Below are 25388 nucleotides of genomic sequence, written 5' to 3' on the forward strand. Positions count from 1 at the left end.
GCTGCACCCAATTCACCTTTGTGTGCGCCGTCAACACGAACAGCAGGAGCGTTCGGGATGGCGCCGGGCACCGGGGAAGCGCCCGGCATCCACACCGAGATCTAGTCAATCCGCATGAATGTGTACTGAAGTTCGCCCGTGTCGATCAGCCGTCCCGCAAGATCGATCATCGCCGCCAGCCCTCGCTGCTCAACGATCACGAGGTCACGGCACTGGAAGAATGCCCCGTTCAAGCACTCCCCTGTCACTTTCCAGCGAACCATCAAACGCTGGATCGCATCTATCGACAAGAAAGTGGCACTCCATCGACTGCCATCACCAAGGATCACCTCTACGTCGACATCGTCGAGCACCTCTACATCATCGTCGCCGCCGAGCATGATGATGATCTCTGAATCTTCGTGTCGAGCACGAAACACCGACTCACCGCCCATGGAGTTTCTTGAATCCACTGATTAGCTGGATCTCCCTACGATCCGAATACCCGCGTCGCCGCCAGCAGCGCCGCCTCCCGCTCGGGGTCCAGACCGACCGGGGCGCGCTGCGGACGCCCCGCGCGTGGCGGCACCGTGCCGACCCGGCGCAGCCACGCCCAGGTGTCGGTGACCGTCTCGGTCACCGGTCGGCAGGTCAGCCCCGCCGCGTACGCGCGCTCGACGTCACGCTCCTGCAACCAGCGGTACTCGTGCCCGGCCGGAACCCAGATCGGCAGGTCGTTCCACGGCACGACCCCGGCGGCCAGGATCGGCTCCGGGTCGGTCCAGCGCAGCCGGGCGTCGGCGCCGGTGGCCGCGACGCAGGCGTCGAGCAACTCGCCCATCGTGGCGTGGCCGGAGCGGCTCACCACGTTGAACGTCCCGCCCTGCCGCTGCGCGCCCCGGTCCAGCATCCAGCCCGCCAGGTCACGCACGTCGACGTACTGCACCGGCAGGTCGGCCGGGCCGGGCGCCAGCACGTCGCCGCCCCGGGCGATCCGGGTCAGCCACCAGGGCAGCCGCCCGATGTCCTCCCCCGGCCCGAGGATCAGCCCGGCCCGGGCGATCAACGCCCGCTCCCCGTACACCTGGCGCACGGCTCGTTCGGCACCGGCCTTGTTGGGCGCGTAGGCGCCGGCCTTGTTGGGCGCGTCGGCGGCGTCGTCGGCGTCGGGCTCGGCGGCCACCACGGGGGCGTCCTCGTTCGATCCGGGGACGACCGGCCGGGCGTAGACCGAGCCGCTGGAGACGTAGCCGAAGTGACCGACCCGGCCGGCCAGCAACCGGGCGGCGTCCCTTGCCGCCCGGGGCGCGCCGTCCCAGGTGTCCACCACCAGGTCCCACTCGCCGCCGGCCAGCGCCGACAGGCCGTCGGGCGCCGTCCGGTCACCCCGCAACCGGTGTACGCCTTCCGGCGTCGCGCCGTGCAGCCCCCGGTTGAAGACCGTCACCGTCCAGCCCCGACGTACCCCTTCGGCGACCGTCGCGCCGCCCACGAATCCCGTGCCGCCCAGCACCAGCAGTCTCATGCGTTCCACTGTGCCGGCTTCCGGGGCGCCCCCGGAACCCCGTTCACGTTGAGCGGATCTGCCCACGGCAGAAGCCGTCCCCCGTCCGCCCAGCCGCTGGCGCCGGCAGCGGCGACGACGCGCCGACCCCACGGACGGGCGTCACCAGCGTGGGACGGCCGCTTCGTCGTACGCCGTACGTGCGGCGTCGACGTCGGCGATGTGCCGCTCGGCCCACTCGGTCACCACCGCCATGACCGGAAGCAGGCTCTCCCCGAGCGGCGTCAGCCGGTAGTCGACGCGGGGCGGCACCGTGGCAGTCACGGATCGGGCGACCAGGCCGTCGCGTTCCAGGCCCCGCAGCGTCTGGGTGAGCATCTTCTGGGTGGCGCCCGCGACGGCGCGGGTCAGTTCACCGTGCCGGCGCGGGCCGCCCGCGAGCTCCTTGAGGATCAGGCTGACCCAACGGTCGCCCAGCCGGTCCAGGACCCGGTGCGTCGGGCACTCCGCGAGCGACACCAGGTACGCCGAGCGCGCACCCGCCCGGCGCGCGAGCGCGCTGCTGGTGACCATCGGATCCTCCAGGCACCTTGAAGTGCGTACTGCCGGCGCGATACCGCCCAGCCTACCGTTCGGGCATGAGCGTGATCGGAATCCTCGGCGCCGGCAACGTCGCGCGCGCACTGGCCCCGGCGCTGTCCGCCGCCGGCCACCAGGTCCTCGTCGGCACCCGCGACCGGCTGGAGTCCACAGCCGACTCGGCCGAACTCGTCGTCAACGCGCTACCCGGTGCGGTGTCGCTCGAAGTGTTGCGGCGGCTGCGCCCGGCGCTGGCCGGCAAGGTGCTGGTCGACGTCGCCAACGCGGTGGAACAGGGGCCGGACGGCTTCGCGGCCCGGCTGCTGTACCGCAACCTCGCCGAGGAGCTGCAGACCGCGCTGCCGGAGACCCGCGTGGTGAAGGCGCTGAACACGGTCGGGCCGCCCGCGCTGATGGCCGACCCGACCGGGGTGACCCCACCGCCGTCGACGTTCCTGTGCGGCGACGACCCGGACGCCAAGCGGGTGGTGACCGACCTGCTCACCGGGCTGGGCTGGCCGCCGGCGGGGATCGTCGACCTCGGCGGAGTGGCGAACGCGTGGTGGCCGGAGTCCTTCGTGCTCATGGTCCGACCGCTGGTCGCCGCCCTGGGGCCGGTTCCGTTCGCCCTGACGATCGCGCGCTGAGCTGCCGCCCGGGCGGGCAGGCCGGAAGTGATCGGGGTGGTGGGCGATACTGGGTTTGAACCAGTGACCTCTTCCGTGTCAAGGAAGCGCGCTCCCACTGCGCCAATCGCCCGGGGGTGACCGCCCGGTCCGGCAGGCCGGACCTCCAGGGGCGGATCGCGAGCGGACGACGGGATTCGAACCCGCGACCCTCACCTTGGCAAGGTGATGCGCTACCAGCTGCGCTACGTCCGCGTGCCGCCGGTGTTCCTCGGCGACGAGAGGAACTCTACCCGATGACAAGATCGCCCGGCACGCCGCCCCGCCCGGGTGGGGCATGTCGCTCGCCGCCGGTTCGGCATCGAGGTGGTTGCGCTGGTCACCCGCGGGGTACTGAAGCCCATCGACAGCACACCACATCCCCTGACCAAGGAGGCTGTCGTGGGTATCGGCACCAGCATCTTCCTGATCGCGCTCGGCGCGATCCTCACCTTCGCGCTCGACGCGAGCCTCGGCGGCCTCAACCTGGACGTCGTGGGTTGGATCCTGATGGCAGCCGGCGTGCTCGGCCTCATCATGACCACGCTCATCTGGGGGCGCCGCCGCCAGGTGGTCAGCACGACCGAGCCGGTCGAGTACCGGCGGGTCGAGGAGCGCCGGGAGGATGTCGCCCCGCCGCTCTGACCGGCGTCCGCGCGGCCGGCGGAGCTGGACGGTCGCGGTACGCACACACGCCCGCCCGGCGTCCGTGAGGCGGCCGGCACGGGCGCGGTGGAACACGAGGAAGGCCCGTCACCAATGGTGACGGGCCTTCCTGCTGGTGGGCGATACTGGGTTTGAACCAGTGACCTCTTCCGTGTCAAGGAAGCGCGCTCCCACTGCGCCAATCGCCCTCGCTTGTTACCGAGGTGGGGACGGGATTTGAACCCGCGTACACGGCTTTGCAGGCCGTTGCCTCGCCTCTCGGCCACCCCACCGAGGTTGCCCCCGTCATGCGTGGCGGCAGTCTCCGAGCGGACGACGGGATTCGAACCCGCGACCCTCACCTTGGCAAGGTGATGCGCTACCAGCTGCGCTACGTCCGCGTGCCCCCGGCGTTAACCGGTGACGGGTGAGAACTTTAGCCGAGCTGGCGAGCGGTTGCCAAATCGGGGTGACTCCCGGCGCGTCCGGCGACCGCCGACCGGCGTGGGCAGCGGCGATGCGTCGGCGGAGACCAGGGACGCGTCACCCCCACCAGGGCTTCCTAGGAGGATGGGTTGGAGGACCGACGAGCGGTCACCACGGACGATGGGGATATGCCGGAAAAAGTGTCAGGCTTCCGACTGTCGCAGGGCCGGAAGGAGCGTGATCCGTAACTGCCCGTGTTCGATCAGATGGGCTACGGTAACGGCGTGACGAGACGTGCGGCCGAGATCCGCCTGGATGCCCTGCTGCGGACGGCCTGCGACGTGATCGTGGAACGCGGTCTGGCCAACACCCGCACGGCCGACGTGGCACAGGCCGCCGGGGTGAGCCAGGCGCTGGTCTTCTACCACTTCGCCACCAAGGACCGGCTGCTCGCGCAGGCGTTCGCGTACGCGGTGGAGCAGGATCTGGCCCGGCTGGACGCGGTGATGCGGTCCGGCGCCCCGCCGCTGACCAAGCTCCGCCGGATCGTGCGGCTCTACACCCCGGCCGGTCGGGCCACCTCCTGGTCGATGTGGATCGACGGTTGGGCGGAGTCGCTGCGTACCCCGGAGTTGGAGAAGGTCTCCCGCCGGCTCGACCTGCGCTGGCGGGAGGACCTGGCGACGGTGATCTCGGACGGGGTCCGCGAGGGCACCTTCGAGTGCGCCGACCCGGCCGGTGCGGCGTGGCGGATCAGCGCGGTGATGGACGGGCTGGCGGTGCAGCTCGCGGTGCACGACCGGGTGATCTCCCGCCGGCAGTTCGCCGAGTGGGTCCGCCTGCTCACCGCGCGCGAGCTGGGGCTGGACCCGGCGCAACTCGACTGAGCCGGCGGCGCGAAGCGGGCAAAACGGCTCGGCCCCGTGGGGCAGCCGGAACAATCGTCGGCATGGACCCCCTGGAGACGTACCGCCGCAGCCTGGCCGAGTTCACCGACCGGGTGGAGCAGGTCGGCCCCGGCCAGTGGTCGGAACCGACCCCGTGCCCGGACTGGGACGTCCGGGCGCTGGTCAACCACGTGGTGGGCGAGGACCGGTGGAGCGTCGCCCTGCTCGCGGGACGGACCATCAAGGAGGTCGGCGACCGGTACGACGGCGACCTCCTCGGCCCCGACCCCGCCGGTGCGGCCCGGGAAGCGGCGGCGCAGGCGGAGCTGGCCTTCACCCGGCCGGCCGCGCTGCACCGCACCGTCGCGCTCTCCGTCGGCGAGACCCCCGCCGACGAGTACCTGCACCAGCTGACCGCGGAGCACCTGATCCACGGCTGGGACCTGGCCGTGGCCATCGGCGCGGATCCCCGGATGGACGCCGACGCGGTCGCCGAGTGCGCCCGGTGGTTCAGCCGGCGGATCGGCGAATACCAGCGGGGCCGGCTGGTCCGCTCGCCCGTCGACGTGCCGGCGCGGGCCGACGAGCAGGACCGCCTCGTCGCCGCCTTCGGGCGCGACCCCGACTGGACCCCCTGACCGCCGCGTCCCACCGCCCCGCGCTGGCCGCAGCCGGTGCGGGGATCGCCAGACCTCCGGCAACAGGCCGACCCCGAGCGGGCACGGCCCTTGTCCCTGTCGGGGCGGGCTGATATCCACAGATGCGCATGCGTATCCGCGTGCGCGGACCGGCGACGTGCCGGCCATCCCGCTCCCCCGAGGAGGTCCCGTGGCACAACCGGAGTGGACACCCTGGAGGAGCCGGCGTCGACGCCGGCTCGTCCCCGTTCTGGCGGCGACCATGGTGGTGGCCGCGCTGCTGCCCACCGGCCCCACCGTCGCCAGCCCCACCGCCGCCCCGGGCCCCGGCGACGAGCGGCGGTCCGGGCCGTTCGCGGAGGGGCACCAGCACGCCGACGTCGACAACCGACCCGGCTCCGCCACCCCCGACGCCCGGCAGCGGGGGCTGGCCCGCCAGGCCGACCCGGACGCCCGCTGGAACCGGCTCGGCACCCCGCACGCGCTCGGCCCCGGCAGCACGCCGCTGGCCACCGGCCTGCCCGGGGAGCCGGAGGCGGCCGCCCGCGCGTACCTGACCGGCCACCACGACCTCTTCGGGCTGGACGCCGCCGCCGTCGAGGCGATGGACCGGGTGCTGGTCCGCCCGATCGGCACCGGCACGGTCGTCACCCTCCGGCAGCGCTTCGGCGACCTGCCGGCCGGGCACGACGGCCTGGTCACCGTCGCGGTCGCCGGCGGCAAGGTCCTCGCGGTCAGCTCCTCGCTGTCCCGGGACACCGCCGCGCCGGCGCCGGCCACCCTCACCGGCGAGCAGGCGTACGCCGCCGCACTCGCCGACGCCGGCCTGGCCGCGTACGCGGTGAGCAGCCACAGTGTCCGGTCCGTCGCCGTGCCCACCCCGCTCGACGGGCCCCGGGCCGCGTACGAGGTGACCCTGATCGGCGCCGACGCCGACCACCCGGCGGCGTTCACCACGTACGTCGACGGAATCACGGGTCGGGTGCTGGTCCGTGAGGACCTGGTCGACTTCGACTCCGACAACCCGAGCTGGGCGGTCTTCCCGGCCACCCCGCCGCGCGACCTCGGCCCCGGGCAGGACCCGCGGGTGCGCTGGTGCGGCGACCCGTCGCCGGGCTGCCAGGCGGCCTTCCGCGACCCGGCCACCGGCCAGCCGTGGGACGTCGACGCGGCCACCGGCGCGCCGACAGGCACCACGCGCGGCAACTCCGCCAACACGGTGCTCTCCTGGGGCGGCGGCACGCCGGCCGTCCCGGCCACGCCCAGCCCCGAGCGCCGCTACGAGTACCCGTTCACCGACCAGTGGCACCAGTCCCGCTGCAACCCCGAGGTGTTCACCTCGGCGCAGCGCAACGACGGCGACGCCGCGATCGGCAACCTGTTCGCCATGCACAACCGGATGCACGACTGGGCCTGGCACCTCGGCTTCACGGAGGCGACCTGGAACCTCCAGGCGGTGAACCTGACCCCGGAGGGCCGGGGCGGCGACGCCGAGCAGGGCCGCGCCCAGCAGGGTGCGCTCAGCGGCAACCGGAACAACGCCAACCAGGGCACGCCGCGCGACGGCCTGCCGCCGACCACCAACATGTACCTGTGGCAGCCGCAGGCCGGCGGGCCGTACCCGCCCTGCGTCGACGGCGACTACGACATGACGGTCATCGGGCACGAGTACACCCACGCCATCACCAACCGCATGATCGCCGGCCCGGACAGCGGCATCGGCGGGCACCAGGGCGGTTCGATGGGCGAGTCGTGGAGCGACCTGCTCGCCGCCGAGTACCTGTTCCAGCACGGGCTGCGCGCCCCCGGCGAGACGCCCTACGTCACCGGCGGATACGTCACCGGAAACCTGGTCAGCGGCATCCGCAACCACGACTTCAGCCGCAGCCCGCTGAACTACTCCGACGTCGGCTACAACACCGGCGGTCCCGCCGTGCACGCCGACGGCGAGATCTGGAGCGCCACCAACTACCGGGTCCGGGCCGCGCTGACGAAGCGGTACGGCGCCGGCACCCCGCAGCTACAGCTCGACTGCGCGCGCGGCCTGGTGCCGGTCGACGAGTGCCCGGGCAACCGGCGCTGGTCGCAGCTGGTCTTCGACTCGTTCCTGCTGCAGGCGGCCAGCCAGGTCAGCATGCTCGACATGCGGGACAACATGCTCACCGCCGACCTGCTCCGTTTCGGCGGCGCCAACCAGGAGCTGATCTGGGCCGAGTTCGCCCGCTCCGGGATGGGTCGGGACGCCGCCACCAACGGCGCCGCCGACACCGACCCGACGCCGAGCTTCGCGGCCCCCGGCGCCGACAACGCCGTGCTCACCCTCCGCCCGAAGGGCGACAGCGCCGACGCGCCGATCCGGGTGTACGTCGGGGCGTACGAGGCGCGGGCCGTGCCGGTGGCCGACACGGACCCGGCCACCCCGCTGCCCGACCGGGTGGAGCTGGTGCCCGGGAGGTACCGGTTGCTCGCCGTCGCGCCCGGCTTCGGCCACCAGCGGCTCGACGTGGTCGCCAGGGCCGGCAAGGAGAGTCACGTCGACCTGCGGATGAGCCGCAACCTGGCGTCCACCGCGTCCGGTGCGACGATCACCGGCGACGGGGTCAACCTGGACCGGATCGCCGACGACACCGAGGCCACCAACTGGGCCTCCCTCGACGGGGTGGCCGGCAGGCAGGTCACCGTGGCGCTGGCCGGGGACGCGCCGCAGGTCGTCAAGCGGGTGAACGTCAGCGCCATGCTGCGCCCCGCGATCGCCGGCGACGCCGACCCGGGCAGCCAGAACGCGCTCAGCGCGCTGCGCTCGTTCGCGGTGTCGGCGTGCAACGCGAAGAAGGCCGACTGCGCGGATCCCGCGAACTGGCGGCGCATCCACACCAGCGCGCCCGACGCGTTCCCCGGTGGGGCGTACCGGGCGTACGTGCGGGACATCAACCTGCGCGGGTTCCCGGTGCCGACCACCCTGGCCACGCACCTGCGGCTGGAGGTGCTGGCCAGCCAGTGCACCGGCGGCCCGGCCTACGCCGGTGAGCAGGACGACGACCCGGCGACCACCACCGACTGCGGGACCGCCAGCCCGGCGCGTACCCAGGTGCGGATCGCGGAGTTCCAGGCGTTCTCGAAGTGACGCCCCGTCGGGGCCGGTCGGCATGCCGGCCGGCCCCGACGGACGGCCCACGGAAATCTGGCGGGCCGCCGGGTCCCGGTGCGCCGGCCGCCCGGCGGCGGGGGACAATCACCGGCGTGTCCGAGCTCTCCGCCGCCTTCGTCCGGTTGCACGCCAGCCTCACCCCGGTCGCCTTCGTTCCCGAGGTGCGGCTGCACCAGGCGGACGACGCCATCGGGCTGTGGGAGTTGACCGAGGGCGAGTTCCGCAGCGCCCAGCCACCGCCGTTCTGGGCCTTTGCCTGGGCCGGCGGGCAGGCGCTGGCCAGGTACGTCACCGACCACCCCGAGCTGGTCGCCGGCCGTCGGGTGCTCGACCTCGCCGCGGGCTCCGGGCTGGTCGCCATCGCCGCCGCGCGGGCCGGCGCCGCCGCCGTCCGCGCCGTGGAGATCGACGAGTTGGCCGTCGCCGCCGTCGCGGTCAACGCCGAGGCCAACGGGGTACGCGTCGACGCGGAACTCGGCGACATCCTCGACGGCGACGCCGCGGGGGCCGAGGTGGTGCTCGCCGGGGACGTGTTCTACAGCGAGGCGATGACCAACCGGGTGCTGCGCTTCCTGCTCCGGGCCGCCCGCTCCGGGGCCCGGGTGCTGGTCGGCGACCCCGGCCGGGCCTTCCTGCCCCGCGACCGCTTCGACGAGCTGGCCAGCTACGACGTGCCGGTGCCCGAGACGCTGGAGAGCGTACGGGTGAAGCGCACCACGGTGTGGCAGTTGCGGGCCGGGCTGCCGGGGGCCGGCCGCTAGCGTGTCGGCGTGCTGTTCCGCAGCTGGGCGCAGACCGCCGACGCGCACTGGCCGGACGTGGCCCGGGTGCCCGACCGCCTGGGCGTCGAGCACCTGGTGGTGACCCGGCACGCCCTGGTCCGCGAGGTGCTCACCGATCCGGCGACGTACCGGCCGGACAACGCGCTGGACGCGGTGACCCCGATCCCGGTGGCCGCGCTGCGGGTGCTGGCCGGGCACCGGTTCCGGCTGCCGCCGACCCTGGCGAACAACGGTGGCGCCGACCACCCGCGGATCCGGGCGGTCGTCGCCGACGCCCTGCACCCGACCCGCGTCGCCGCCCAGCGCCCCTGGTTGACCGGGCTGGTCCGGGAACGCCTCGACGCGATCGGCGCCGACCTGGACGCCGGTCGCCCGGTGGACCTGCACGCCCGGCTCGCCGCCGACCTGCCGCTGCTGGTGCTGGCCCGGCTGGTCGAGCTGCCGGACGCACCGGTCGGCGCGGTGAAGGAGTTCGCCCGCGCGGCGCTGGAACTGTTCTGGGCGCCGCTGGACGCCGACCGGCAGCAGGCCCTCGCCGCCGAGGTGGGCCGATTCCACCGGGTGCTGCGGGAGTTCGCGGTGACCGGGGGCGGGCTGGCGGGGTCGCTGCGGGCCGCCGGGCATCCGCCCGACGTGGTGGTCGGCGCGCTGTTCTTCCTGCTGGTGGCCGGGCAGGAGACCACCTCGCAGTTCCTCACCCTGCTGCTGCACCGGCTGACCGGTGAGCCGGCGGTGCTCGCCGGCCTGCGCGCCGGCACCGTCGCGGTCGCCGACGTGGTCGAGGAGGGGCTGCGGCTGGAGCCGCCGATCGTCACCTGGCGGCGGGTGGCGGCGGTGGACACCACGCTGGGCGGGGCGGCGGTGCCGGCGGGCACCAGCATCGTGCTCTGGCTGGCCCGCGCCGCCCGGGACCCGGCGGCCGTGGACGCGCCCGACGAGTTCCGGCCCGGGCAGCGCGGCTCCCGCCGGCACCTGGCCTTCGGGGCCGGAACGCACCGCTGCGTCGGCGACCAGTTGGCCCGGATGGAGGCGGCCGTGGTGGTGGCCGAGGCCGCCCCGCTGCTCGGCGGGATCACCGTGGTCCGCGAACCGTGGTGCCCCGACAACCTCACCTTCCGGATGCCCGACGCCTTCGTCGTCCGCCGCCGCTGACCGCGCTGACGCCCCAGCGCGTACCGCGTGTGCTCCGCCGGACACGCCAGACCCGACGGACACGGCCTGTGCCCTGTGGCAACGACACGAGCGCTCGGTGATCAGGACACCGTGGACCTTACCCGGCCGTTTTACGGTCCATGGCGTCCTGATCACCGATGGTGAGGGCGGGCGGGGGCTGACGAAAGTCAGGGTCGGGGGGTGTCGTTCGGGGGCGGTGGCACGGCCGGTGCCGGACCTAGCGTCAGTGCATGATCACATTACGTGGGTTGACCAAGCGGTTCGGGGCCACGACCGCCGTCGACGCCCTGACCGTCGACATCGGGCCGGGCCGGGTCACCGGGTTCCTCGGCCCGAACGGCGCCGGCAAGTCCACCACCATGCGGATGGTCCTCGGGCTGGACCGGCCCACCGCCGGGCAGGCGCTGGTCGGCGGGCGGGCGTACCGGGAGCTGCGGCGCCCGCTGCACGAGGTCGGCGCACTGCTTGACGCCCGGGCGATCCACCCCGCCCGGTCGGGTCGGGCGCACCTGCTCGCGATGGCCCGCAGCAACGGGATACCCGACCGCCGGGTGGACGAGGTGCTCGCCACGGTGGGGCTGGACGACCGTGCCGCGGCCAAGCCGGGCCGGACCCTCTCCCTCGGCATGGGCCAGCGGCTCGGTATCGCGGGCGCGCTGCTCGGCGACCCGCCGGTGCTGATGTTCGACGAGCCGGTCAACGGACTCGACCCGGACGGGGTGCGCTGGGTCCGGCAGCTGATGCGGGCCCTGGCCGACGAGGGCCGCACCGTCTTCGTCTCCAGCCACCTGATGAGCGAGATGCAGCTCACCGCCGACCGGCTGGTGGTGATCGGCCGGGGCCGGCTGCTCGCCGACGCCCCGACCGACGAGGTGGTCGCGGGCAGCGCGGTGGCCGTGCGGGTCCGCAGCCCGCAGCCGGCCGGGCTGGCCGCGCTCACCGCGCGGCTCAGCGCCGCCGGGGCCGCCGTCGAGGCGGCCGGCCCGACCGAGCTGACCGTCACCGGCGCCACCGTCGAGCGGATCGGCGAGCTGGCGTACGAGCTGGGCGTGCCGCTGCACGAGCTGAGCCCGCACGGGGCGTCCCTGGAACGGGCCTTCATGGAACTGACCGCCGACAGCGTCGAGTACGCCGGCGCCCCGACCGCGAGCGAGGCACGATGAACACGATCTCCGCCGAGTGGACCAAGCTGTGGTCCGTGCGTTCCACCTGGTGGTCGCTGCTGGCCGGCGTGCTGCTGATGGCCGCCACCTCCGGCCAGCTGGCCATCTACGCCGCCAACGCGAACACCAACGACGATCCGGTCGACGACGCCGGGATCGTCACCGTCGGCAGCATCGTGATCGGCTCGGTCGAACTGACCCAGTACGCCGTACTGGCCCTCGGCCTGCTCGTGATCACCAGCGAGTACGCCAGCGGCACGATCCGTACCACGTTGCAGTGCACGCCGTCGCGCGGCCGGATGCTGCTGGCCAAGGCCGCGGTGACCGGGACGGTGACGTTCGCGCTCGGGCTGCTGCTCGGCGCCGTCGGCGCGGCGGTCGCCGGGCCGGTGCTCGGCCGCTGGGGCACCGCGCCGGCGGGCGGCACCCTCGGTGACGTCCTGGCGGTCGCGACCTACCTGGCGCTGGTCGGCGTGCTGGCCCTCGGGCTCGGCGCGGCCCTGCGCAGCGCCGTGCTCACCCTGACGGTGCTCGTCGCCACTCTGATGATCGTCCCGCTGTCGTTGCAGGAACCGGACATCGCCGTGCTGAACCGGGTCGCCGACGCCTTCCCGGGGGTGGCCGGGGCGCACTTCCTGGCCGGGGACAGCGACCCCTACCCGGCGCCGGTCGGGTTGCTGCTGCTCGCCGGGTGGGCCGGCGCGGCGCTGCTGCTGGGCCGCGCCGCGTTGCGCCGCCGGGACGCGTAGGGCCGGAACCGGGGCGGGGCGAGGTCAGCCGGTCGGCTCGACCAGCCCCGCCTCGTACGCGAGGATGGCCGCCTGCACCCGGTTCCGCACCTCCAGCCGGGTGAAGACGCTCGTCAGGTAGCTCTTCACGGTCCCCTCGACCAGATGCAGCCGGCGGGCGATCTGGGCGTTGGACAGCCCGGCCCCGACCAGCGCGAGCACCTCCCGCTCCCGCTCGGTCAACACGGCCAGCCGGTCCCGGGCCACCGGCCGGCGGGCCACCCGGTCACCGCCCAGCTCGATCACCCGGCGGGCCACCCGCGGCGACAGGTACGCGCCGCCGTCGGCGACGGCGTGCACCCCGGCGATCAGCTCCCGCGGGTCGCCGGCCTTGAGCAGGAACCCGCTGGCCCCGTGCCCGAGCGCCCGGGCGACGTGGTCGTCCTCGCCGAACGTGGTCAGCATGACCGTCGCCGTCTCCGGCACCAGCCGGCGGATCTCCGCGGCGGCGGTGAGCCCGTCCAGCCTCGGCATCCGGATGTCCAGCAGCGCCACCCGGGGCCGGTGCGCCCGGACCAGTTCCACCGCGGCCCGGCCGTCACCGGCCTCGGCGACCACCTCGATGCCCGGGTCGGTGGCCAGGATGGCCCGGACGCCCGCCCGGATCATCGCCTCGTCGTCGGCGAGGACCACCCGCACCGGGCCGGTCGTGTCGGCGTTCATCCGTCGATCCGCTCCTTGCTGACCAGCCGGCCCTCGACGAAGCAGAGCCGCCACGTCGGCTGGGCCAGGGGAAAGTTGCCGTCGGTGTAGTGCTCGCAGCCGGGGCGCGCACCGGCCGGCGGGTCGAGCTGCCGCCGGGGCAGCCCGGCGAGCTCGGCACGCGCCGCCCCGACGGGCAGCCGCGCGAAGGCCTCGTCGCGCAGGACCGTTCCGGTCGTGGCGACCGGGTAGTAGACCAGCAGGAGGACCAGTGCGAGACCTGCCGGGGCGCCCAGCGCCACCAGCAGGCTGCGCCGGACCTGCCGGCGGGCGTCGCGCAGCCGCCGCTCGGCCTCGCCCAGCCCCTCCCCGGTGCCCGGACGACCCACTTCGTCCGCCGTGGCCACCGGCCACGGGTCACCGGCGGAAGGCGGGTCGGCACCGGGCGGCGGGAGGCCGTCGGTTTCCGGCCGGCCGGCCACCGGCAGTCGGGCGCGGACGGCGAAACCGCCACCGGTACGGGGACCGGCCGTCAGGGCACCACCGGCGAGCCGGACCCGCTCGGCGAGAGCCAGCAGGCCGGACCCGCTGGACGCCGGGCCGGGCAGCGGGCCGGCCGGTGGCGGCGCGTTGACGACGGCCGCCTCGACCCGGTCGCCGTCGGCGGCCAGGACGACGGTGACCGGCGCGCCGGGGGCGTACCGGGCGGCGTTGGTCAGCGCCTCCCGGACCACCCGATGCACGGCGTACGCGGCCATCGGCGGTAGCTGCGCCAGGGCGTCCGCCCCGTCCAGCCGCACCGCCATGCCCGCCTCCCGGGCGCCGTCGACCAGCTCGGTGACGCTCTCGTCGGCCGGCCGGGTGGTCGCCGTGCCGTCCGGTTCCCGGAGCACCCCGATGATCCCGTGCAGCCGCTCGGTGGCGGCCGCGACGCTGGCCCGCAGTTCCGTGGCGGCGGCCCGGTGCCGGGGGGTCAGGTCGGCGGCGACCTCCAGGGCGGCGGCGCGCAGGGCGATCAGGCTCAGGTCGTGCCCGAGCGAGTCGTGCATCTCCTGGGCGATCCGGGCCCGCTCCCGCAGCCGGACGCGCTCCGCGTCGCCCCGCCGCTCGCGGTCCCGCGCCTCGACGTGCCGGCGGCCGGCGTCAGTCAGCGCCGCCTGCTGCCGCCGGTAGCGCCCGACGAGCCACGGAAGCACCCCGGCGAAGAGCAGGGTCGAGGCGAGCAGGAACCAGGTGGCCGCGCCGGTGCCGAGCAGACCGAGGTTGAGGACGGTGCCGCCGGCGGCGATCGCGGCGAAGGCGACGGCCGCCGGCACGGCGGTGGCGCCCCGGCGACCGGCCAGGTAGCTGAACACCGGGATCGCGAAGAGGAAGTTGCCGTTCAGCAGCGAGCCCAGCACCGTCACGATCAGGGCGGCCACCGGCCAGCGCCGGCTGACCGCGACCGCGACGGCGAGCAGCAGCAGCGCGCCGAGCGTCAGGGCGATGGCATGCCGGGAGTGCGGCGGAGTGACACCCGCGTAGCCGATCGGGGCGGCGGTCGCCCCCCACAGGAGCAGATCGGCGAGCCGCCGCCGGACGGCTTGCCGGGGCCACCGACCGCCCGTGCGAGCGGACCACCACTTCTCCACGGCGGCCAGGCTACCCACGCCCGACCTGCGCCGGCACCGACGAAAGTCAGGTGCTCAGCTGATCTCCTCGGCCCACGCCCGCCAGTCGTCGAGAACTCCGTACAGCTCCGGGGTGAGCCAGCCGGGCGCGGACCGGCGGAAGACCCCCGGATCCATCGCGCCGGCACCCGCCGGCAGGGCGCCCAGCAGGTTCGGCACCAGAGCGGGCAGGTTCGCCCAGTGCACCAGCTCCGGCTCCGCCGGCCAGGCGCCGATCACCACGCCGGCCGGCACCGCCCGGCGGTCCAGCGCCTCCAGGGTGAGCGCCGTGTGGTTCAGGGTGCCCAGGCCCGCCCGGGCCACCACCACGGCCGGGCAGCCCAGCGCGACCGCCAGGTCGGCCACCGTCCAGGATTCCCCCGAGGGCCGCAGCCCCATCGGGACGAGCAGCCCGCCGGCCCCCTCGACGAGCACCAGGTCGTGCTTCTCGGCCTCCTCGCGGACGGCGTCGACGGCGGTGTGCAGCTCCAGTGGCTCCAGTTCGGCGACCCGGGCGGCGGCCAGCGGGGCGAGCGGGTCGGGGAAGCTGGCCAGGGTCCGCCCGGTCGACGGCGCCGCCAGCCGGTTGACCGCGTCGATGTCGCCGGGCTCACCGGAGGCCGTACCCGTCTGTCCGGGTTTGATCACCGCGACCCGCAGGCCGGCGGCCTGCGCGGCCGCCGCGAACGCCGCGGTGACCACCGTCTTGCCGACCTCGGTGTCGGTGCCGGTCACCAGCACCGGCCCGCGCCACGGCGACCCGGTCACTGAGTAACCTCGGTTCGCGACTGCGGGGCTCGCAAACCCGGCTCACTCCTCGCGCTCACGGGCGTCACCTCGGTTCGCGACTGCGGGGCTCGCAAACCCGGCTCACTCCTCGCGCTCACGGGGCACACTCCACGACGACCTCCAGGGCCCGCTCGAAGTCCGCCCGGGAGACGCCGGCGCCGATGGTCAGGCGCAGCCGGGAGCGGTTGTCCGGGGTGGACGGGGGCCGGAAGCAGCCGACGGCCACCCCCCGGTCCAGGCAGTCGGCCGCCCAGGCTGTCGCGGCCTCCGGCCCGGGAGCGGTGACCGAGACGACCGCGCCCTCGGGGGCGGAGACCGCCAGCCCGGCGGCGGTCAGCCGGCGCACCGTCAGGGCCGCCCGCTCGGCCAGTTCCGCGCGCAGGTCGTCGCCGGCGCGGGCCAGCCCGACCGCGGCGTGCACGCCGGCGGCGACGGCCGGGGGCAGCGCGGTGTCGAAGATGAAGGTGCGACCGGTCTCGATCACGTGTCGGACGAACGCGGCGGGCCCGGCGACCAGCCCGCCCGCGCCGCCGAGGGCCTTGGAGAGGGTGGCGGTGACGACCACGTCGGGCTGACCGGCGAGAGCTGCGGCGGCGACTCCCCCGGCGCCGGCCGGGCCGGTCACCCCGAGGGCGTGCGCGTCGTCGACCAGCAGCAGCGCGCCGTGCTCCCGGGCGACGGCGTGCAGCCGGGCCAGCGGGGCGAGGTCGCCGTCGACGGAGAAGACCGACTCGGTGACGACCACCGCCGGCCGGCCGGGCGCGGCGGCGAGCGCGGCGGCCACCGCCGCGACGTCGGCGTGCGGGGTCACCACGGTCTCCGCGCCGGAGATCCGGCAGCCGTCGATCAGGGAGGCGTGGTTGTGGGCGTCGGAGACGAGCAGCGTACGGGGCCGCACCAGCGCCCGGACCGCCCCGAGGTTGGCCAGGTAGCCGGAGGAGAAGACGAGCGCGCGTTCGGTGCCGAGCCAGTCGGCGAGGGCGTCCTCGAGCGCGTGGTGGGCGTCGGTGGAGCCGCGCACCAGCCGCGACCCGGTGGCGCCCAGCCCGTACGCCGACAGGGCCCGCGCCGCCGCTGCGGTGACCTCGGGGTGGGTGGCCAGGCCGAGGTAGTCGTTGCCCGCGAGATCGACCACGGCGTCGGCGGCGGCCCGGGGGCGCAGCCGACGGGTCAGCCCCGCCTTGGCGCGCAGTTGGGCGCGGCGGTCGAGCGCCGCCAGCCAGTCCGCCACCGTCACCCCCACGCCGCCTGCCGACCGTCGTCGGCTTCCGACGGGCGAAATTACCACCCACGGCCCCGGCTCCGGCGTGTCCACCCCGGCACCCGTGGCCTGACCCGCAGGCCGTTTCTCCCGGCCAGGCGGCCTTGTAGGGTACGAGCCATGCCAGAGATCCTCGACCAGGCCCGGACCCAGGTGCTGGACAGCGGTGTCGGTCTCGACGAGGCCGGCGTCCTCGCCGTGCTGAACCTTCCCGACGAGCACCTGCCCGCCGCCCTCCAGCTCGCGCACGAGGTGCGGATGCGCTGGTGCGGGCCCGAGGTGGAGGTCGAGGGAATCGTCTCGCTGAAGACCGGCGGATGCCCGGAGGACTGCCACTTCTGCTCGCAGTCCGGCCTGTTCACCTCGCCGGTGCGCTCGGTCTGGCTGGACATCCCCTCGCTGGTCGAGGCGGCGCGGCAGACGGCGGCGACCGGGGCGACCGAGTTCTGCATCGTGGCCGCCGTGCGTGGCCCGGACGCCCGGCTGATGAAGCAGATGCGTGAGGGCGTCGCCGCGATCAAGGCCGAGGTCGACATCCAGGTGGCCGCGTCGCTGGGCATGCTCAGCCAGGAGCAGGTCGACGAGCTGGTCGACATGGGCGTGCACCGCTACAACCACAACCTGGAGACCTGCCGCTCCTTCTTCCCGAACGTGGTCACCACGCACTCCTGGGAGGAGCGCTGGGAGACCCTGCGGATGGTCCGGGAATCCGGCATGGAGGTCTGCTGCGGCGGCATCCTCGGCCTCGGCGAGACGGTGGCGCAGCGGGCCGAGTTCGCCGCGCAGCTCGCCGAGCTGGACCCGCACGAGGTCCCGCTGAACTTCCTCAACCCCCGCCCCGGCACCCCGCTCGGCGACCGCCCGGTGGTGGAGGGCAAGGACGCGCTGCGCGCCATCGCCGCCTTCCGGCTCGCGATGCCGCGCACCATCCTGCGGTACGCGGGCGGCCGGGAGATCACCCTCGGCGACCTCGGCACCCGCGACGGTCTGCTGGGCGGCATCAACGCGGTGATCGTCGGCAACTACCTGACCACCCTGGGCCGGCCGGCGACGGCCGACCTGGAGTTGCTCGACGACCTGAAGATGCCGGTCAAGGCGCTCTCCGCGACGCTGTGACCGCCCCGGTGACGACGAGTGACGCGGTGCCGGCGGCCGACCGGGCGTCGGCCGCCTGGTGCGACCGCTGCGGCGAGGCCGTGGCCGCCGGGTCGCACGACGGGTGCGCGGCGGCCCGGGCGCTGGAGCCGCCGCGCTTCTGCGCGTACTGCCGCCGCCGGATGAAGGTGCAGGTCCTGCCGACCGGTTGGGCGGCGGTCTGCGTCGAGCACGGCGAGACGCGGGGCTGAGCCGGATGCTGCGGGGCAGGGCGGTGACGCTGCGGCTGGCGACGGCCGCGGACGTGCCGGCACTCGCCGCGATCCGGGCCACGCCGGAGGTCCGGCGCTGGTGGCGCGGCGACGACGACCTCGCCGCGGCCGTCGGGGCCGACCTCGCCGACGAGGCGCTGACGGTGTACGCGATCGAGCACGCCGGCCGGGTGGTCGGCGCGATCCAGTGGTACGCCGAGGACGACCCGGACTACCGGCACGCCGGCATGGACGTCTTCCTCGACCCGGCGGTACGCGGTGCGGGGCTGGGCGGGGACGCGATCCGCACCCTGGCCCGGCACCTGATCGACGAGCACGGCCACCACCGGTTCACCGTCGACCCGGCGGCGGCGAACACGGCGGCCGTGCGGGCGTACGCGAAGGTCGGCTTCCGCCCCGTCGGGGTGCTGCGCCGCTACGAGCGCGGCGCGGACGGGCGGTGGCACGACGGGCTGCTGATGGACCTGCTCGTCGACGACCTCACCGACTGACGCCACGGGTCGGGCCCCGTCAGCGGCCCGGCGGGACGGGACGGCTCGTCCGCAGCCACCGCCGGTGCCGCCGCCAGAGCAGTACCGACCCCACCACCGCGGCGACAAGCAGCGCCGGGGGCACGGCCACGAACAGGATGACCGGCCGGGCCGGGAACGGACGAGGGTCGGTCGCCGGGGCGCCGAACCGGCCGGTCACCAGCAGGTCCCGCGCCACGTCCATCGCCCACACCTGGCCGGGCGGGTCGAGCAGCGTCTCGACGTGACCGTCGGGGCGCAGGGCCACCAACTGGACGTGCCCGGTCTCCCAGTAGCCGGTGTCATTCCAGTCCGGGAGTTCGGTCGTGTTGGTGCCCGGCTCCGGCTCGTAGCGCAACGCCACCAGGTCGGTCCCACCCCGCCAGCCGAGCGCCCGCAGCGCCTGCCCACGTACCGGCGGGAGCGCGGGGCCGGCGCCGTCGCGTCCGGTGGCGGTGTCGACGTATTCGACCCGCCAGGTGCGCGCGGCCCGCTGGTCCGCGTCGCACGAGGTCAGGCAGCCGTCCAGGTGGAGCACGGCAACGGCCGAGCCGTCGGGGGTGAACGCGCCGATCCCGGCGAGCCGACGGTCCGGCCCCAGCCGCCTGGACCAGGACGACCCCCCGTTGCGGTCGAGCATGACCAGTTCCTCGCCCGCGCTGACCACGATCCGTGAACCGTCCGGGGAGAAGGCGGCCAGCGAGCCTGTCCGCACGCTCCACCTGTCGCCGAGCCCCGGCCCCAGTTCCCTGGCCGCGCCGCTGTCCAGCTCCAACAGCACCAGCCGGCTGGGCCGGCGGTCGTCCTCGGCGTCGTGCTCCACGGGTTCCGCCGAGTGGTGCAAGACGAGCAGCGCGCTTCCGTCGGGCGCCCAGGCCACCGGTGTGCCGCAGCAGGTGCTGCCCGCCCAGCCGGTGAAGACCCGGCGGCTGCCGTCGGTGAGGTCGGTGACGCCCACCCAGCCCTCGGTGAAGCCGTCGGCGACGTACCGGCCGTCCGGGGAGAGCAGCACCTCCTCCCCCGCGACGCTCTCCCGGCCGCCGTAGAGCAACATCCGGTACCGGCCGTCGCGGCCGAGGACCGCGACCTTGCCCTCGTGGTCGAGGCCGTCGACACCGCGCAGGCCGAGGCCGCCACCGCTAAACAGCAGCGAGGCCGGTCCGGGCGGGTCCTGCTGCACGGTGGCCTGCCACATGTACGGCAGGCCGATCCGCGCCGGCACGCCCGCCGGGGCTGCCGCCGGCGTCGCCCACGGGCCCGGGGTCGCGAGCCCGGCCGGCACACCGAGCGCGCAGGCCAGCACCGCGACCAGCACCGCCCCGGCTGTGCGCCAGCGGGCCCGCCGCCGCTGCCGCCGCCCGGCGGCCCACGGGTCGCCGGGCAGCCGGGCTGGCGGCATTCGCTCGCCCAGCTCACGCAGCGCGGTACGCAACTCGTCGCTCATCGGTCCTCCCGGGTGGTGACGCCGACCAGGTCGGCCAGCTCGGGGGCGTGTGCCCGCAGCCGCGCCAGGGCATCCCGCGTCTGGCTCTTGACGGTCGAGACCGAGCAGCCGAGCGCGTCAGCGGTCTCCGCCTCGGTGAGGTCCTCGAAGAAGCGCAGCACCAGCACGGCCCGTTGGCGTGGTGCGAGCCGGGCCAGTGCGGCACGGACCACCATCGCGCGGGCGACGCCGGCGGTCCCGTCGGGCATCGCCTGCTCCGGCGGGTCCGCGCGCAGGTCCACGTCCCGCCAACGACGCCGCCAAAGCGAGACGTGCTGGGTGTACATGGTCCGCCGGACGTACGGTTCGGGGTCGCCGGCCGCGCTCACCCGCTCCCAGTGCCGGGCTACCCGGACCAACGTGAGCTGCACGAGATCCTCGGCCTGGTGCTGGTCACCGGTCAGCAGCCACGCCGCCCGGGACAGCGCCGCGATCCGCCCGGACACGTACGCCCGGAACGACTCCTCAGGGTCCACGCCCACCTCCCGACACGGAGCACGCCCGGCGGTGGCCGCGCGGGTGGGTCTGGCGGGGAGTTTTTCAGGCGTTCCAGATCAGGTCGTGGTCGCCACAGCGGCGGGCGCCGTCGGCGGGGCGGTGTGGGGTGAGCCGGCCGTCGAGCATCAGGTGGGACACCGGCACGCCGTGCCCCAGCACGGCGACGTCGGCGATCAGCCTCCGGTGGCAGCGCCACCAGACGCTCTCGCTGCACATCACCGCCGTGGTCCGGGCCGCCGCGTCGGCCAGCACCGTCTCCAGCGCCGCCCGGAAGTCGGCGGTACGGGTGTGCGCCGCGTACGCCCGGAAGGCGGCCACGGTCCACCAGGTGTCCGGCTCGTCGGCGCCGGCCGGGGTGTGCCGCCGGCCGCCGAGGCGCTGCTCCCAGCGGTAGTCCACGCCGGCCGCCGGCAGCCAGCGGGCCAGTTCCTCCCGGCGTACGTCGGGGTTGGTCCGGCTGGCCGGGAAGCGCCGCACGTCCACGACGAGCGCGACCCCGGCGGCGGCCAGCAGCTCGCCCAGCCGCTCCCGGTCGGCCGCCCCGTGCCCCACCGTCAGCAGTGTCACGCCGTGGGGAATGCCCCGAATCCCGGGCCGTTACCGCCCGGGATCTGGGTGCGGGGCGGCGGTAGGCGCGGCCGGCGGCGAGGGTGGGACGGGTGTACCCCGACCTTCCGGCCGACGAGGCCGACGCGCTCGCCTGGCTGGCGTTCGAGCAGGCCGGCGTCGTCACCACCGCCCAGGTGACCCGTTCGCTGACCGAGGGCACCGTACGCGGACGCGTGCGCTCCGGGCGGTGGCGCGCGATCTGCCGGGGCATCGTGCTGACGGGCAACGGCCGGCTGACCCGGGACCAGCAGCTGTGGGTTGCCGTCCTCGCCGTGGGCTCCGGTGCTGTCCTGACCGGCCCGACGGCTGCCGCCGAGGCGGGCGTACGCGGGCTGCGGCGCGAGCCGCTGCACGTGCTCGTGCCGGCGCACCGCCGGGCGGGCCGTACCGTGCTGGGCCGGCTGCCGGTCGACATGCCGGCGGTCGTCGTGCACCGCGCGTCGGTGCTGCCGGCGGCGCATCTCCAGCTCGCCCGCCCGCCACGGACCACCACCGCCCGGGCGCTGGTGGACGCGGCCGGCTGGGCCCGCACCGTCGACCAGGCGCAGGCGGCGCTGGCGGCCGGCTGCCAGCAGCGCCGGGTCACGCCGGAGGAGTTGACGGCGGTACTGGACGCGCTGCCCCGGGCCCGTCGGCGGGCGCTGATCCGGCAGACCGTGGCCGACATCGCCGGTGGCGCGGAGGCGCTCTCGGAGATCGATTTTGTCCGGCTCTGCCGCCGCCACGGCCTGCCGGCGCCCCGCCTCCAGCAGCGGCGCGCCGACGCCTCGGGGCGGACGCGGTGGCTCGACGCGTACTGGCGGGAGTGGGGGTTGCACGTCGAGATCGACGGGGCGCACCACATGGACGTGCGGCGTTGGGCGGCCGACATGAGTCGCCAGAACGACGTCTGGACCGCCGGGGACCGCATCCTGCGCTTCCCGGCGTGGCTGGTCCGCGCCCGCCCCACCTAGGTAGCCGACTCGCTCCGCCGCGCCCTGGTCGCCGCTGGCTGGCGGCCCGAGGGGTGAATCTTGGACAGTTGCCGTTCCCTGGGAACGGCAACTGTCCAAGATTCCCTGGGTGGCGCGGACGGTGACGTCCGCGCCACCCCGGCGGATCAGCTCAGGAGACGGTGCAGGGGATGCCGTTGAAGGTGAATGACGTGGGCTTGGGGTTCGAGCCGGTGTGGGTGCCGTTGAAGCCGAAGCTCGTCGACGCCCCCGGTGCGAGCCGGCCGTTGTAGGCGATGTTGGTGGCGGTGACCGCGGTGCCGATCTGGGTGTAGGTCGCCGACCAGCCCTGGCCCACCTTCTGCCCGGCGTGCGGGAAGGTGAAGGCGAGCGTCCAGCCGTCGATCGTGGTCGTGCCGGTGTTGGTGACCGTGATGTTCGCGGTGAAGCCGGTGTCCCAGGTGCTGTTCGTCCAGGTCACCGCGCATCCGCCGCTCGCGGGCGGGTCGGCGGTGGTGACGGAGACCGGCGTGGACGCCGTCGAGGCGTTGCCGGCCGCGTCCACGGCCACCACGTGGAAGGTGTACGCGGTGGCGGCGGTCAGCCCGGTGACGGCCAGGGTGGTGCCGGTGGGCGAGCCGACCAGCGTGTCCCCGCCGGCGGCCGACCGGTAGACCCGGTACCCGGTGACGCCGACGTTGTCGGTCGACGCGGCCCAGTTCAGGGTGAGCCCGGTGGCGGTGACCGCCGAGGCGGTCGGCGTACCGGGGCGGGTCGGCGCGACGGTGTCGGGGGCCGGCGCGGCGGGCGTGGTCACCTCGGCCACGGGCGAGGCGGTCGACCGGTTGCCGGCGCCGTCGCGGGCCCGCACCGTGAAGCGGTACGTCCGCTCGGGCAGCAGCCGGGTCACGGCCAGGGTGTTGGTGGCCGAGTTGAGCAGGACGAGCGCGTCGCTGCCGACCTGCGCCTGGGTGACCTCGTAGCCGGCCAGCCCGCTGCCGCCGGCGTCGGTGGACGCGGGCCAGGTCAGGGTCAGCCCGGTCGCGGTGACGGCCGAGGCGACGGGGGTGCCGGGGGTGGTCGGCGCGGTGGTGTCCGGGGTGGCCGGCCCGGGCTCCTCGCCCCAGATCCGGGTGCCGCCCGAGTAGAGGGTGACCTTCCGGTTCGGTCCGGCCGTCGCCTGGTACGACGGGTCGTTCGTCGGGTCCCAGGTGCCGCCCTCGGGCACGCCGATCTTGAACTGCACCTCCATCCGGTGCTGCGACTGCCCGGCCGGGGCGATGGTGTGCCCGGTGCAGTCCACCTCGACGTACCAGATGTCGCCGGAGAACTGCTTGGCCGTGGCCGGCGACGGGCAGCCCTGGGTGTAGCCGGGGGTGACCGTGACGGGGCCGGTGCCGTCGGGGCGGAAGTAGTAGCGGAACTTCCCGTCGGTCAGGGCGCGGGCCGGGAACGCCGACTTGTTGTAGATCATGGTCTTGAGGCCGGTGGCGCGCGGCTCGGCCTGCATGACCGTGGTCTCCACGGTGATCTCGTCGATGTCGGGCGTCTCGGCCTGCGGGAAGCCGGCCAGCGGGGTGCCGCCGTACTCCTGGGTGAGCCGGGCCAGCGCGGAGGTGAAGCCGGCGTTGTAGTCGGTGGCGACCTCGTTCATCACGTAGTCCGACCGGCTGTCGGTGTACGCGTCGTTGGCCGAGGACGGGCCGCCGACCAGCGCGCCGTAGAGGGTGTGCCGGGTCTCGGCGGGCACCGTCTGGCTGTCCCACCAGGAGCCGTGCGCGGTGCGGTGGTGCGGGTTCTTCGGGAAGTTGGCGCCGAATCCGATCACGTAGCTGGAGGCGCGCGGGTTGTCGCCGAGGGCGTAGTTGATCTGCCGGACGGCGAAGTCCTTGTAGCGGGCCTTGCGGGTGGCGTCGGTGGTCTTGTCGCTGTAGACGAGGGCCGCGAAGGAGGTGTTCGCCGCGTAGCGCAGCGCGCCCCACGAGTCGAGCACCGCCATCCCGCCGGGCGAGTACGGCACCCGCTGCCCGTTGACGCCGACGGTCCAGTAGTCGAGCCAGCGGTTGGCGTCGTCGACGTACTTCTGCTTGCCGGTCAGGTTGGCCAGCAGCACGTACGCCCCGAACTGCTTGTTGTCCCAGGCGATGGTCCACTTGTAGGACCGGGTGGTGGACTGGTTCTCGGTGCCGAGCTTGTCGTACTCACTCTCGGCCTTGGCGAGGTAGGCGGCGTCGCCGGTGGCCCGGTACAGCCAGATCGCGCCCCAGACCAGCTCGTCCTGCCAGCCGCTCCAGGAGCGGTAGAAGCTGGTCGCGTCGGTGATGCACTCGTGGTAGCTCTTGCGCACCGTGTCGGCGAAGGTGTAGAGCTGCTTCGCGTGCCCGAGCAGCTTGTCGGCGTAGGCGGCGTCGGTGGGCCGGAAGACCATCGACGACGCGGCCATCGCCGCCGCCGTCTCACCGGCCAGGTCCGCGCCGCCGCAGCTCGCGTCGATCTTGTACGCGGGCCGCGCCATCTGCATCACCTCGGCCGGGCCCCACCACTTGTGGTCGTCGTCGCCCTTGCCGACCTGTCCGTAGAGCACGTTGGGCGCCGGGTGCGCCTTGACGAAGTAGTCGTTGACGAAGCGCAGGTTGTTGAGCAGGTGCGGCAGCTGGCCGGAGGCGACGTAGCCGTCCCGGTACTCGACGGCGCCCCAGGCGAGCATGGTGGTGCTGGCCGCCATCGGGAAGCCGAACTTGACGTGGTCGCCCGCGTCGTACCAGCCGCCGGTGAGGTTCACGCCCACGTCGGCCCCGTCGGTGAGCGCGGAGTCGTCGCGCCAGGAGACCCGGTTCCAGGCCGGCAGCGGGCCGGACTGCTGCGCCTCGTAGAAGAGGAGCGACTTCTGGAGCGCCTCGGCGTAGTTGAAGGCGGGCGCGGCGTTCGCGGCCCCTGCCGGGTCGGCGGAGGCCGGCGTGGGGGCGGCGGCCGCGAGGGCGAGGCCGGCGGCGAAGGCCGCGCCGGCGGCCAGCAGGCGGCGCGGCCAGGGCTGTTCGCCCGGTCGGCGCGGGCGTCTCGGGTGGCGCATGACGGTGCTCCTGTCGGTGGCGTCGCCGGCGGCACGGAGGAGGGCGCGCAACCGCGTTTCGGGGGCGTGCCGGCGAAGGTGGTGGGGGGTGACCACGGGCCCGGGAGCGCTCCCATGGATGCTCGACAATGTAATCGGACGGTCATCGGTTTGTGAAGACGGCCGATTCGGCCCGCGCTCCCGGCGGGCCGACAGGAAAGCG

The 25388-nt window shown here is 74.6% G+C and carries 24 protein-coding genes and 5 tRNA genes; 13 read left to right on the top strand and 16 right to left on the bottom strand.

The features are described 5' to 3' along the window. Positions 1 to 101 precede the first annotated feature (101 nt). From ABZ809_RS10955 to ABZ809_RS10965, 3 genes are all read right to left on the bottom strand, one after another. Positions 102 to 434 carry a hypothetical protein gene (locus ABZ809_RS10955; protein ID WP_357562281.1) on the bottom strand — a complete coding sequence of 111 codons (333 nt, stop codon included), beginning with the start codon at positions 432 to 434 and terminating at the stop codon, positions 102 to 104. Positions 435 to 469: 35 nt separating this feature from the next. Beyond that, positions 470 to 1504 (bottom strand): NAD-dependent epimerase/dehydratase family protein, encoded by a 1035-nt coding sequence (locus ABZ809_RS10960; protein ID WP_357562282.1) that lies wholly within the window; start codon positions 1502 to 1504, stop codon positions 470 to 472. A gap of 141 nt (positions 1505 to 1645) precedes the next feature. After that, positions 1646 to 2056 (bottom strand): helix-turn-helix domain-containing protein, encoded by a 411-nt coding sequence (locus ABZ809_RS10965; protein WP_357562283.1) that lies wholly within the window; start codon positions 2054 to 2056, stop codon positions 1646 to 1648. A gap of 65 nt (positions 2057 to 2121) precedes the next feature. Between ABZ809_RS10965 and ABZ809_RS10970 the strand changes: the two genes are divergently transcribed. Continuing rightward, positions 2122 to 2709 (top strand): NAD(P)-binding domain-containing protein, encoded by a 588-nt coding sequence (locus tag ABZ809_RS10970; protein ID WP_357562284.1) that lies wholly within the window; start codon positions 2122 to 2124, stop codon positions 2707 to 2709. 37 nt (positions 2710 to 2746) lie between these two features. Here ABZ809_RS10970 and ABZ809_RS10975 read toward each other — a convergent pair. Together ABZ809_RS10975 and ABZ809_RS10980 are read right to left on the bottom strand one after the other, a co-directional pair. After that, positions 2747 to 2821: transfer RNA gene (locus ABZ809_RS10975), tRNA-Val, on the bottom strand. A gap of 49 nt (positions 2822 to 2870) precedes the next feature. After that, a tRNA-Gly gene (locus ABZ809_RS10980) sits at positions 2871 to 2943 on the bottom strand. A 186-nt stretch (positions 2944 to 3129) separates the two neighbouring features. Here ABZ809_RS10980 and ABZ809_RS10985 point away from each other — a divergent pair. Next, entirely contained in the window at positions 3130 to 3372 is a 243-nt protein-coding gene (locus ABZ809_RS10985; protein ID WP_357562285.1) for a DUF6458 family protein, read from the top strand. A gap of 134 nt (positions 3373 to 3506) precedes the next feature. On the opposite strand, the gene ABZ809_RS10990 is transcribed toward ABZ809_RS10985, so the two are convergent. From ABZ809_RS10990 to ABZ809_RS11000, 3 genes are all read right to left on the bottom strand, one after another. Then, positions 3507 to 3581: transfer RNA gene (locus tag ABZ809_RS10990), tRNA-Val, on the bottom strand. Between the two features lie 13 nt (positions 3582 to 3594). Further along, positions 3595 to 3665, bottom strand: a tRNA-Cys gene (locus ABZ809_RS10995). A 35-nt stretch (positions 3666 to 3700) separates the two neighbouring features. Further along, positions 3701 to 3773: transfer RNA gene (locus ABZ809_RS11000), tRNA-Gly, on the bottom strand. A gap of 309 nt (positions 3774 to 4082) precedes the next feature. Between ABZ809_RS11000 and ABZ809_RS11005 the strand changes: the two genes are divergently transcribed. From ABZ809_RS11005 to ABZ809_RS11035, 7 genes are all read left to right on the top strand, one after another. Further along, positions 4083 to 4685, top strand: a complete 603-nt coding sequence (locus ABZ809_RS11005) for a TetR/AcrR family transcriptional regulator (RefSeq protein ID WP_357562287.1) — start codon at positions 4083 to 4085, stop codon at positions 4683 to 4685. Between the two features lie 62 nt (positions 4686 to 4747). After that, positions 4748 to 5323 carry a TIGR03086 family metal-binding protein gene (locus ABZ809_RS11010; RefSeq protein ID WP_357562288.1) on the top strand — a complete coding sequence of 192 codons (576 nt, stop codon included), beginning with the start codon at positions 4748 to 4750 and terminating at the stop codon, positions 5321 to 5323. A gap of 190 nt (positions 5324 to 5513) precedes the next feature. Next, complete coding sequence (locus tag ABZ809_RS11015; RefSeq protein ID WP_357562290.1) at positions 5514 to 8447, top strand: M36 family metallopeptidase; 2934 nt, start codon at positions 5514 to 5516, stop codon at positions 8445 to 8447. Positions 8448 to 8563: 116 nt separating this feature from the next. Next, positions 8564 to 9232 carry a 50S ribosomal protein L11 methyltransferase gene (locus ABZ809_RS11020; RefSeq protein ID WP_357562292.1) on the top strand — a complete coding sequence of 223 codons (669 nt, stop codon included), beginning with the start codon at positions 8564 to 8566 and terminating at the stop codon, positions 9230 to 9232. A gap of 9 nt (positions 9233 to 9241) precedes the next feature. Further along, positions 9242 to 10405 (top strand): cytochrome P450, encoded by a 1164-nt coding sequence (locus ABZ809_RS11025; RefSeq protein WP_357562293.1) that lies wholly within the window; start codon positions 9242 to 9244, stop codon positions 10403 to 10405. Between the two features lie 251 nt (positions 10406 to 10656). Further along, complete coding sequence (locus ABZ809_RS11030; RefSeq protein WP_357562295.1) at positions 10657 to 11589, top strand: ATP-binding cassette domain-containing protein; 933 nt, start codon at positions 10657 to 10659, stop codon at positions 11587 to 11589. Beyond that, complete coding sequence (locus ABZ809_RS11035) at positions 11586 to 12338, top strand: ABC transporter permease subunit (RefSeq protein ID WP_357562296.1); 753 nt, start codon at positions 11586 to 11588, stop codon at positions 12336 to 12338. The genes ABZ809_RS11030 and ABZ809_RS11035 overlap by 4 nt, the downstream gene beginning before the upstream one ends. Before the next feature lie 24 nt (positions 12339 to 12362). Here the strand turns inward: ABZ809_RS11035 and ABZ809_RS11040 are convergent, their stop codons facing one another. The 4 genes from ABZ809_RS11040 to ABZ809_RS11055 all read right to left on the bottom strand — a co-directional run bounded on the left by ABZ809_RS11040 (position 12363) and on the right by ABZ809_RS11055 (position 16688). Then, the gene (locus ABZ809_RS11040; RefSeq protein WP_357562298.1) at positions 12363 to 13040 is read right to left on the bottom strand and encodes a response regulator transcription factor; all 678 of its coding nucleotides are present in this window, start codon (positions 13038 to 13040) and stop codon (positions 12363 to 12365) included. Next, entirely contained in the window at positions 13037 to 14650 is a 1614-nt protein-coding gene (locus ABZ809_RS11045; protein WP_357562300.1) for a histidine kinase, read from the bottom strand. Before ABZ809_RS11045 ends, ABZ809_RS11040 begins: the two co-directional genes overlap by 4 nt. A 54-nt stretch (positions 14651 to 14704) precedes the next feature. Continuing rightward, complete coding sequence (gene bioD / locus ABZ809_RS11050; protein WP_357562369.1) at positions 14705 to 15409, bottom strand: dethiobiotin synthase; 705 nt, start codon at positions 15407 to 15409, stop codon at positions 14705 to 14707. 142 nt (positions 15410 to 15551) lie between these two features. Beyond that, on the bottom strand, positions 15552 to 16688 hold the full coding sequence (locus ABZ809_RS11055) for an 8-amino-7-oxononanoate synthase (protein WP_357562370.1): 1137 nt from the start codon (positions 16686 to 16688) through the stop codon (positions 15552 to 15554). 150 nt (positions 16689 to 16838) lie between these two features. Here ABZ809_RS11055 and bioB point away from each other — a divergent pair, with 150 nt between their 5' ends. The 3 genes from bioB to ABZ809_RS11070 are packed head-to-tail and all read left to right on the top strand — an operon-like array spanning position 16839 to position 18576. Beyond that, positions 16839 to 17834: a biotin synthase BioB gene (bioB, locus tag ABZ809_RS11060; RefSeq protein ID WP_357562301.1), complete on the top strand. Its 996-nt coding sequence runs from the start codon at positions 16839 to 16841 to the stop codon at positions 17832 to 17834. A gap of 8 nt (positions 17835 to 17842) precedes the next feature. Then, on the top strand, positions 17843 to 18064 hold the full coding sequence (locus tag ABZ809_RS11065) for a hypothetical protein (RefSeq protein ID WP_357562373.1): 222 nt from the start codon (positions 17843 to 17845) through the stop codon (positions 18062 to 18064). Between the two features lie 5 nt (positions 18065 to 18069). Next, complete coding sequence (locus tag ABZ809_RS11070; RefSeq protein ID WP_357562303.1) at positions 18070 to 18576, top strand: GNAT family protein; 507 nt, start codon at positions 18070 to 18072, stop codon at positions 18574 to 18576. A gap of 19 nt (positions 18577 to 18595) precedes the next feature. On the opposite strand, the gene ABZ809_RS11075 is transcribed toward ABZ809_RS11070, so the two are convergent. From ABZ809_RS11075 to ABZ809_RS11085, 3 genes are all read right to left on the bottom strand, one after another. Further along, positions 18596 to 20038, bottom strand: a complete 1443-nt coding sequence (locus ABZ809_RS11075; protein WP_357562304.1) for a hypothetical protein — start codon at positions 20036 to 20038, stop codon at positions 18596 to 18598. Then, on the bottom strand, positions 20035 to 20553 hold the full coding sequence (locus tag ABZ809_RS11080) for a SigE family RNA polymerase sigma factor (RefSeq protein WP_151456279.1): 519 nt from the start codon (positions 20551 to 20553) through the stop codon (positions 20035 to 20037). The genes ABZ809_RS11075 and ABZ809_RS11080 overlap by 4 nt, the downstream gene beginning before the upstream one ends. 64 nt (positions 20554 to 20617) lie before the next feature. Then, the gene (locus tag ABZ809_RS11085; RefSeq protein ID WP_357562305.1) at positions 20618 to 21142 is read right to left on the bottom strand and encodes a DUF488 domain-containing protein; all 525 of its coding nucleotides are present in this window, start codon (positions 21140 to 21142) and stop codon (positions 20618 to 20620) included. Positions 21143 to 21234: 92 nt separating this feature from the next. Between ABZ809_RS11085 and ABZ809_RS11090 the strand changes: the two genes are divergently transcribed. Continuing rightward, the gene (locus ABZ809_RS11090; protein WP_357562306.1) at positions 21235 to 22137 is read left to right on the top strand and encodes a hypothetical protein; all 903 of its coding nucleotides are present in this window, start codon (positions 21235 to 21237) and stop codon (positions 22135 to 22137) included. A gap of 151 nt (positions 22138 to 22288) precedes the next feature. On the opposite strand, the gene ABZ809_RS11095 is transcribed toward ABZ809_RS11090, so the two are convergent. Beyond that, positions 22289 to 25186 carry a glycoside hydrolase family 9 protein gene (locus ABZ809_RS11095; protein WP_357562307.1) on the bottom strand — a complete coding sequence of 966 codons (2898 nt, stop codon included), beginning with the start codon at positions 25184 to 25186 and terminating at the stop codon, positions 22289 to 22291. Positions 25187 to 25388 lie beyond the last annotated feature (202 nt).

Source organism: Micromonospora sp. NPDC047074 (assembly GCF_040643815.1).
Taxonomy (GTDB): Bacteria; Actinomycetota; Actinomycetes; order Mycobacteriales; family Micromonosporaceae; genus Micromonospora.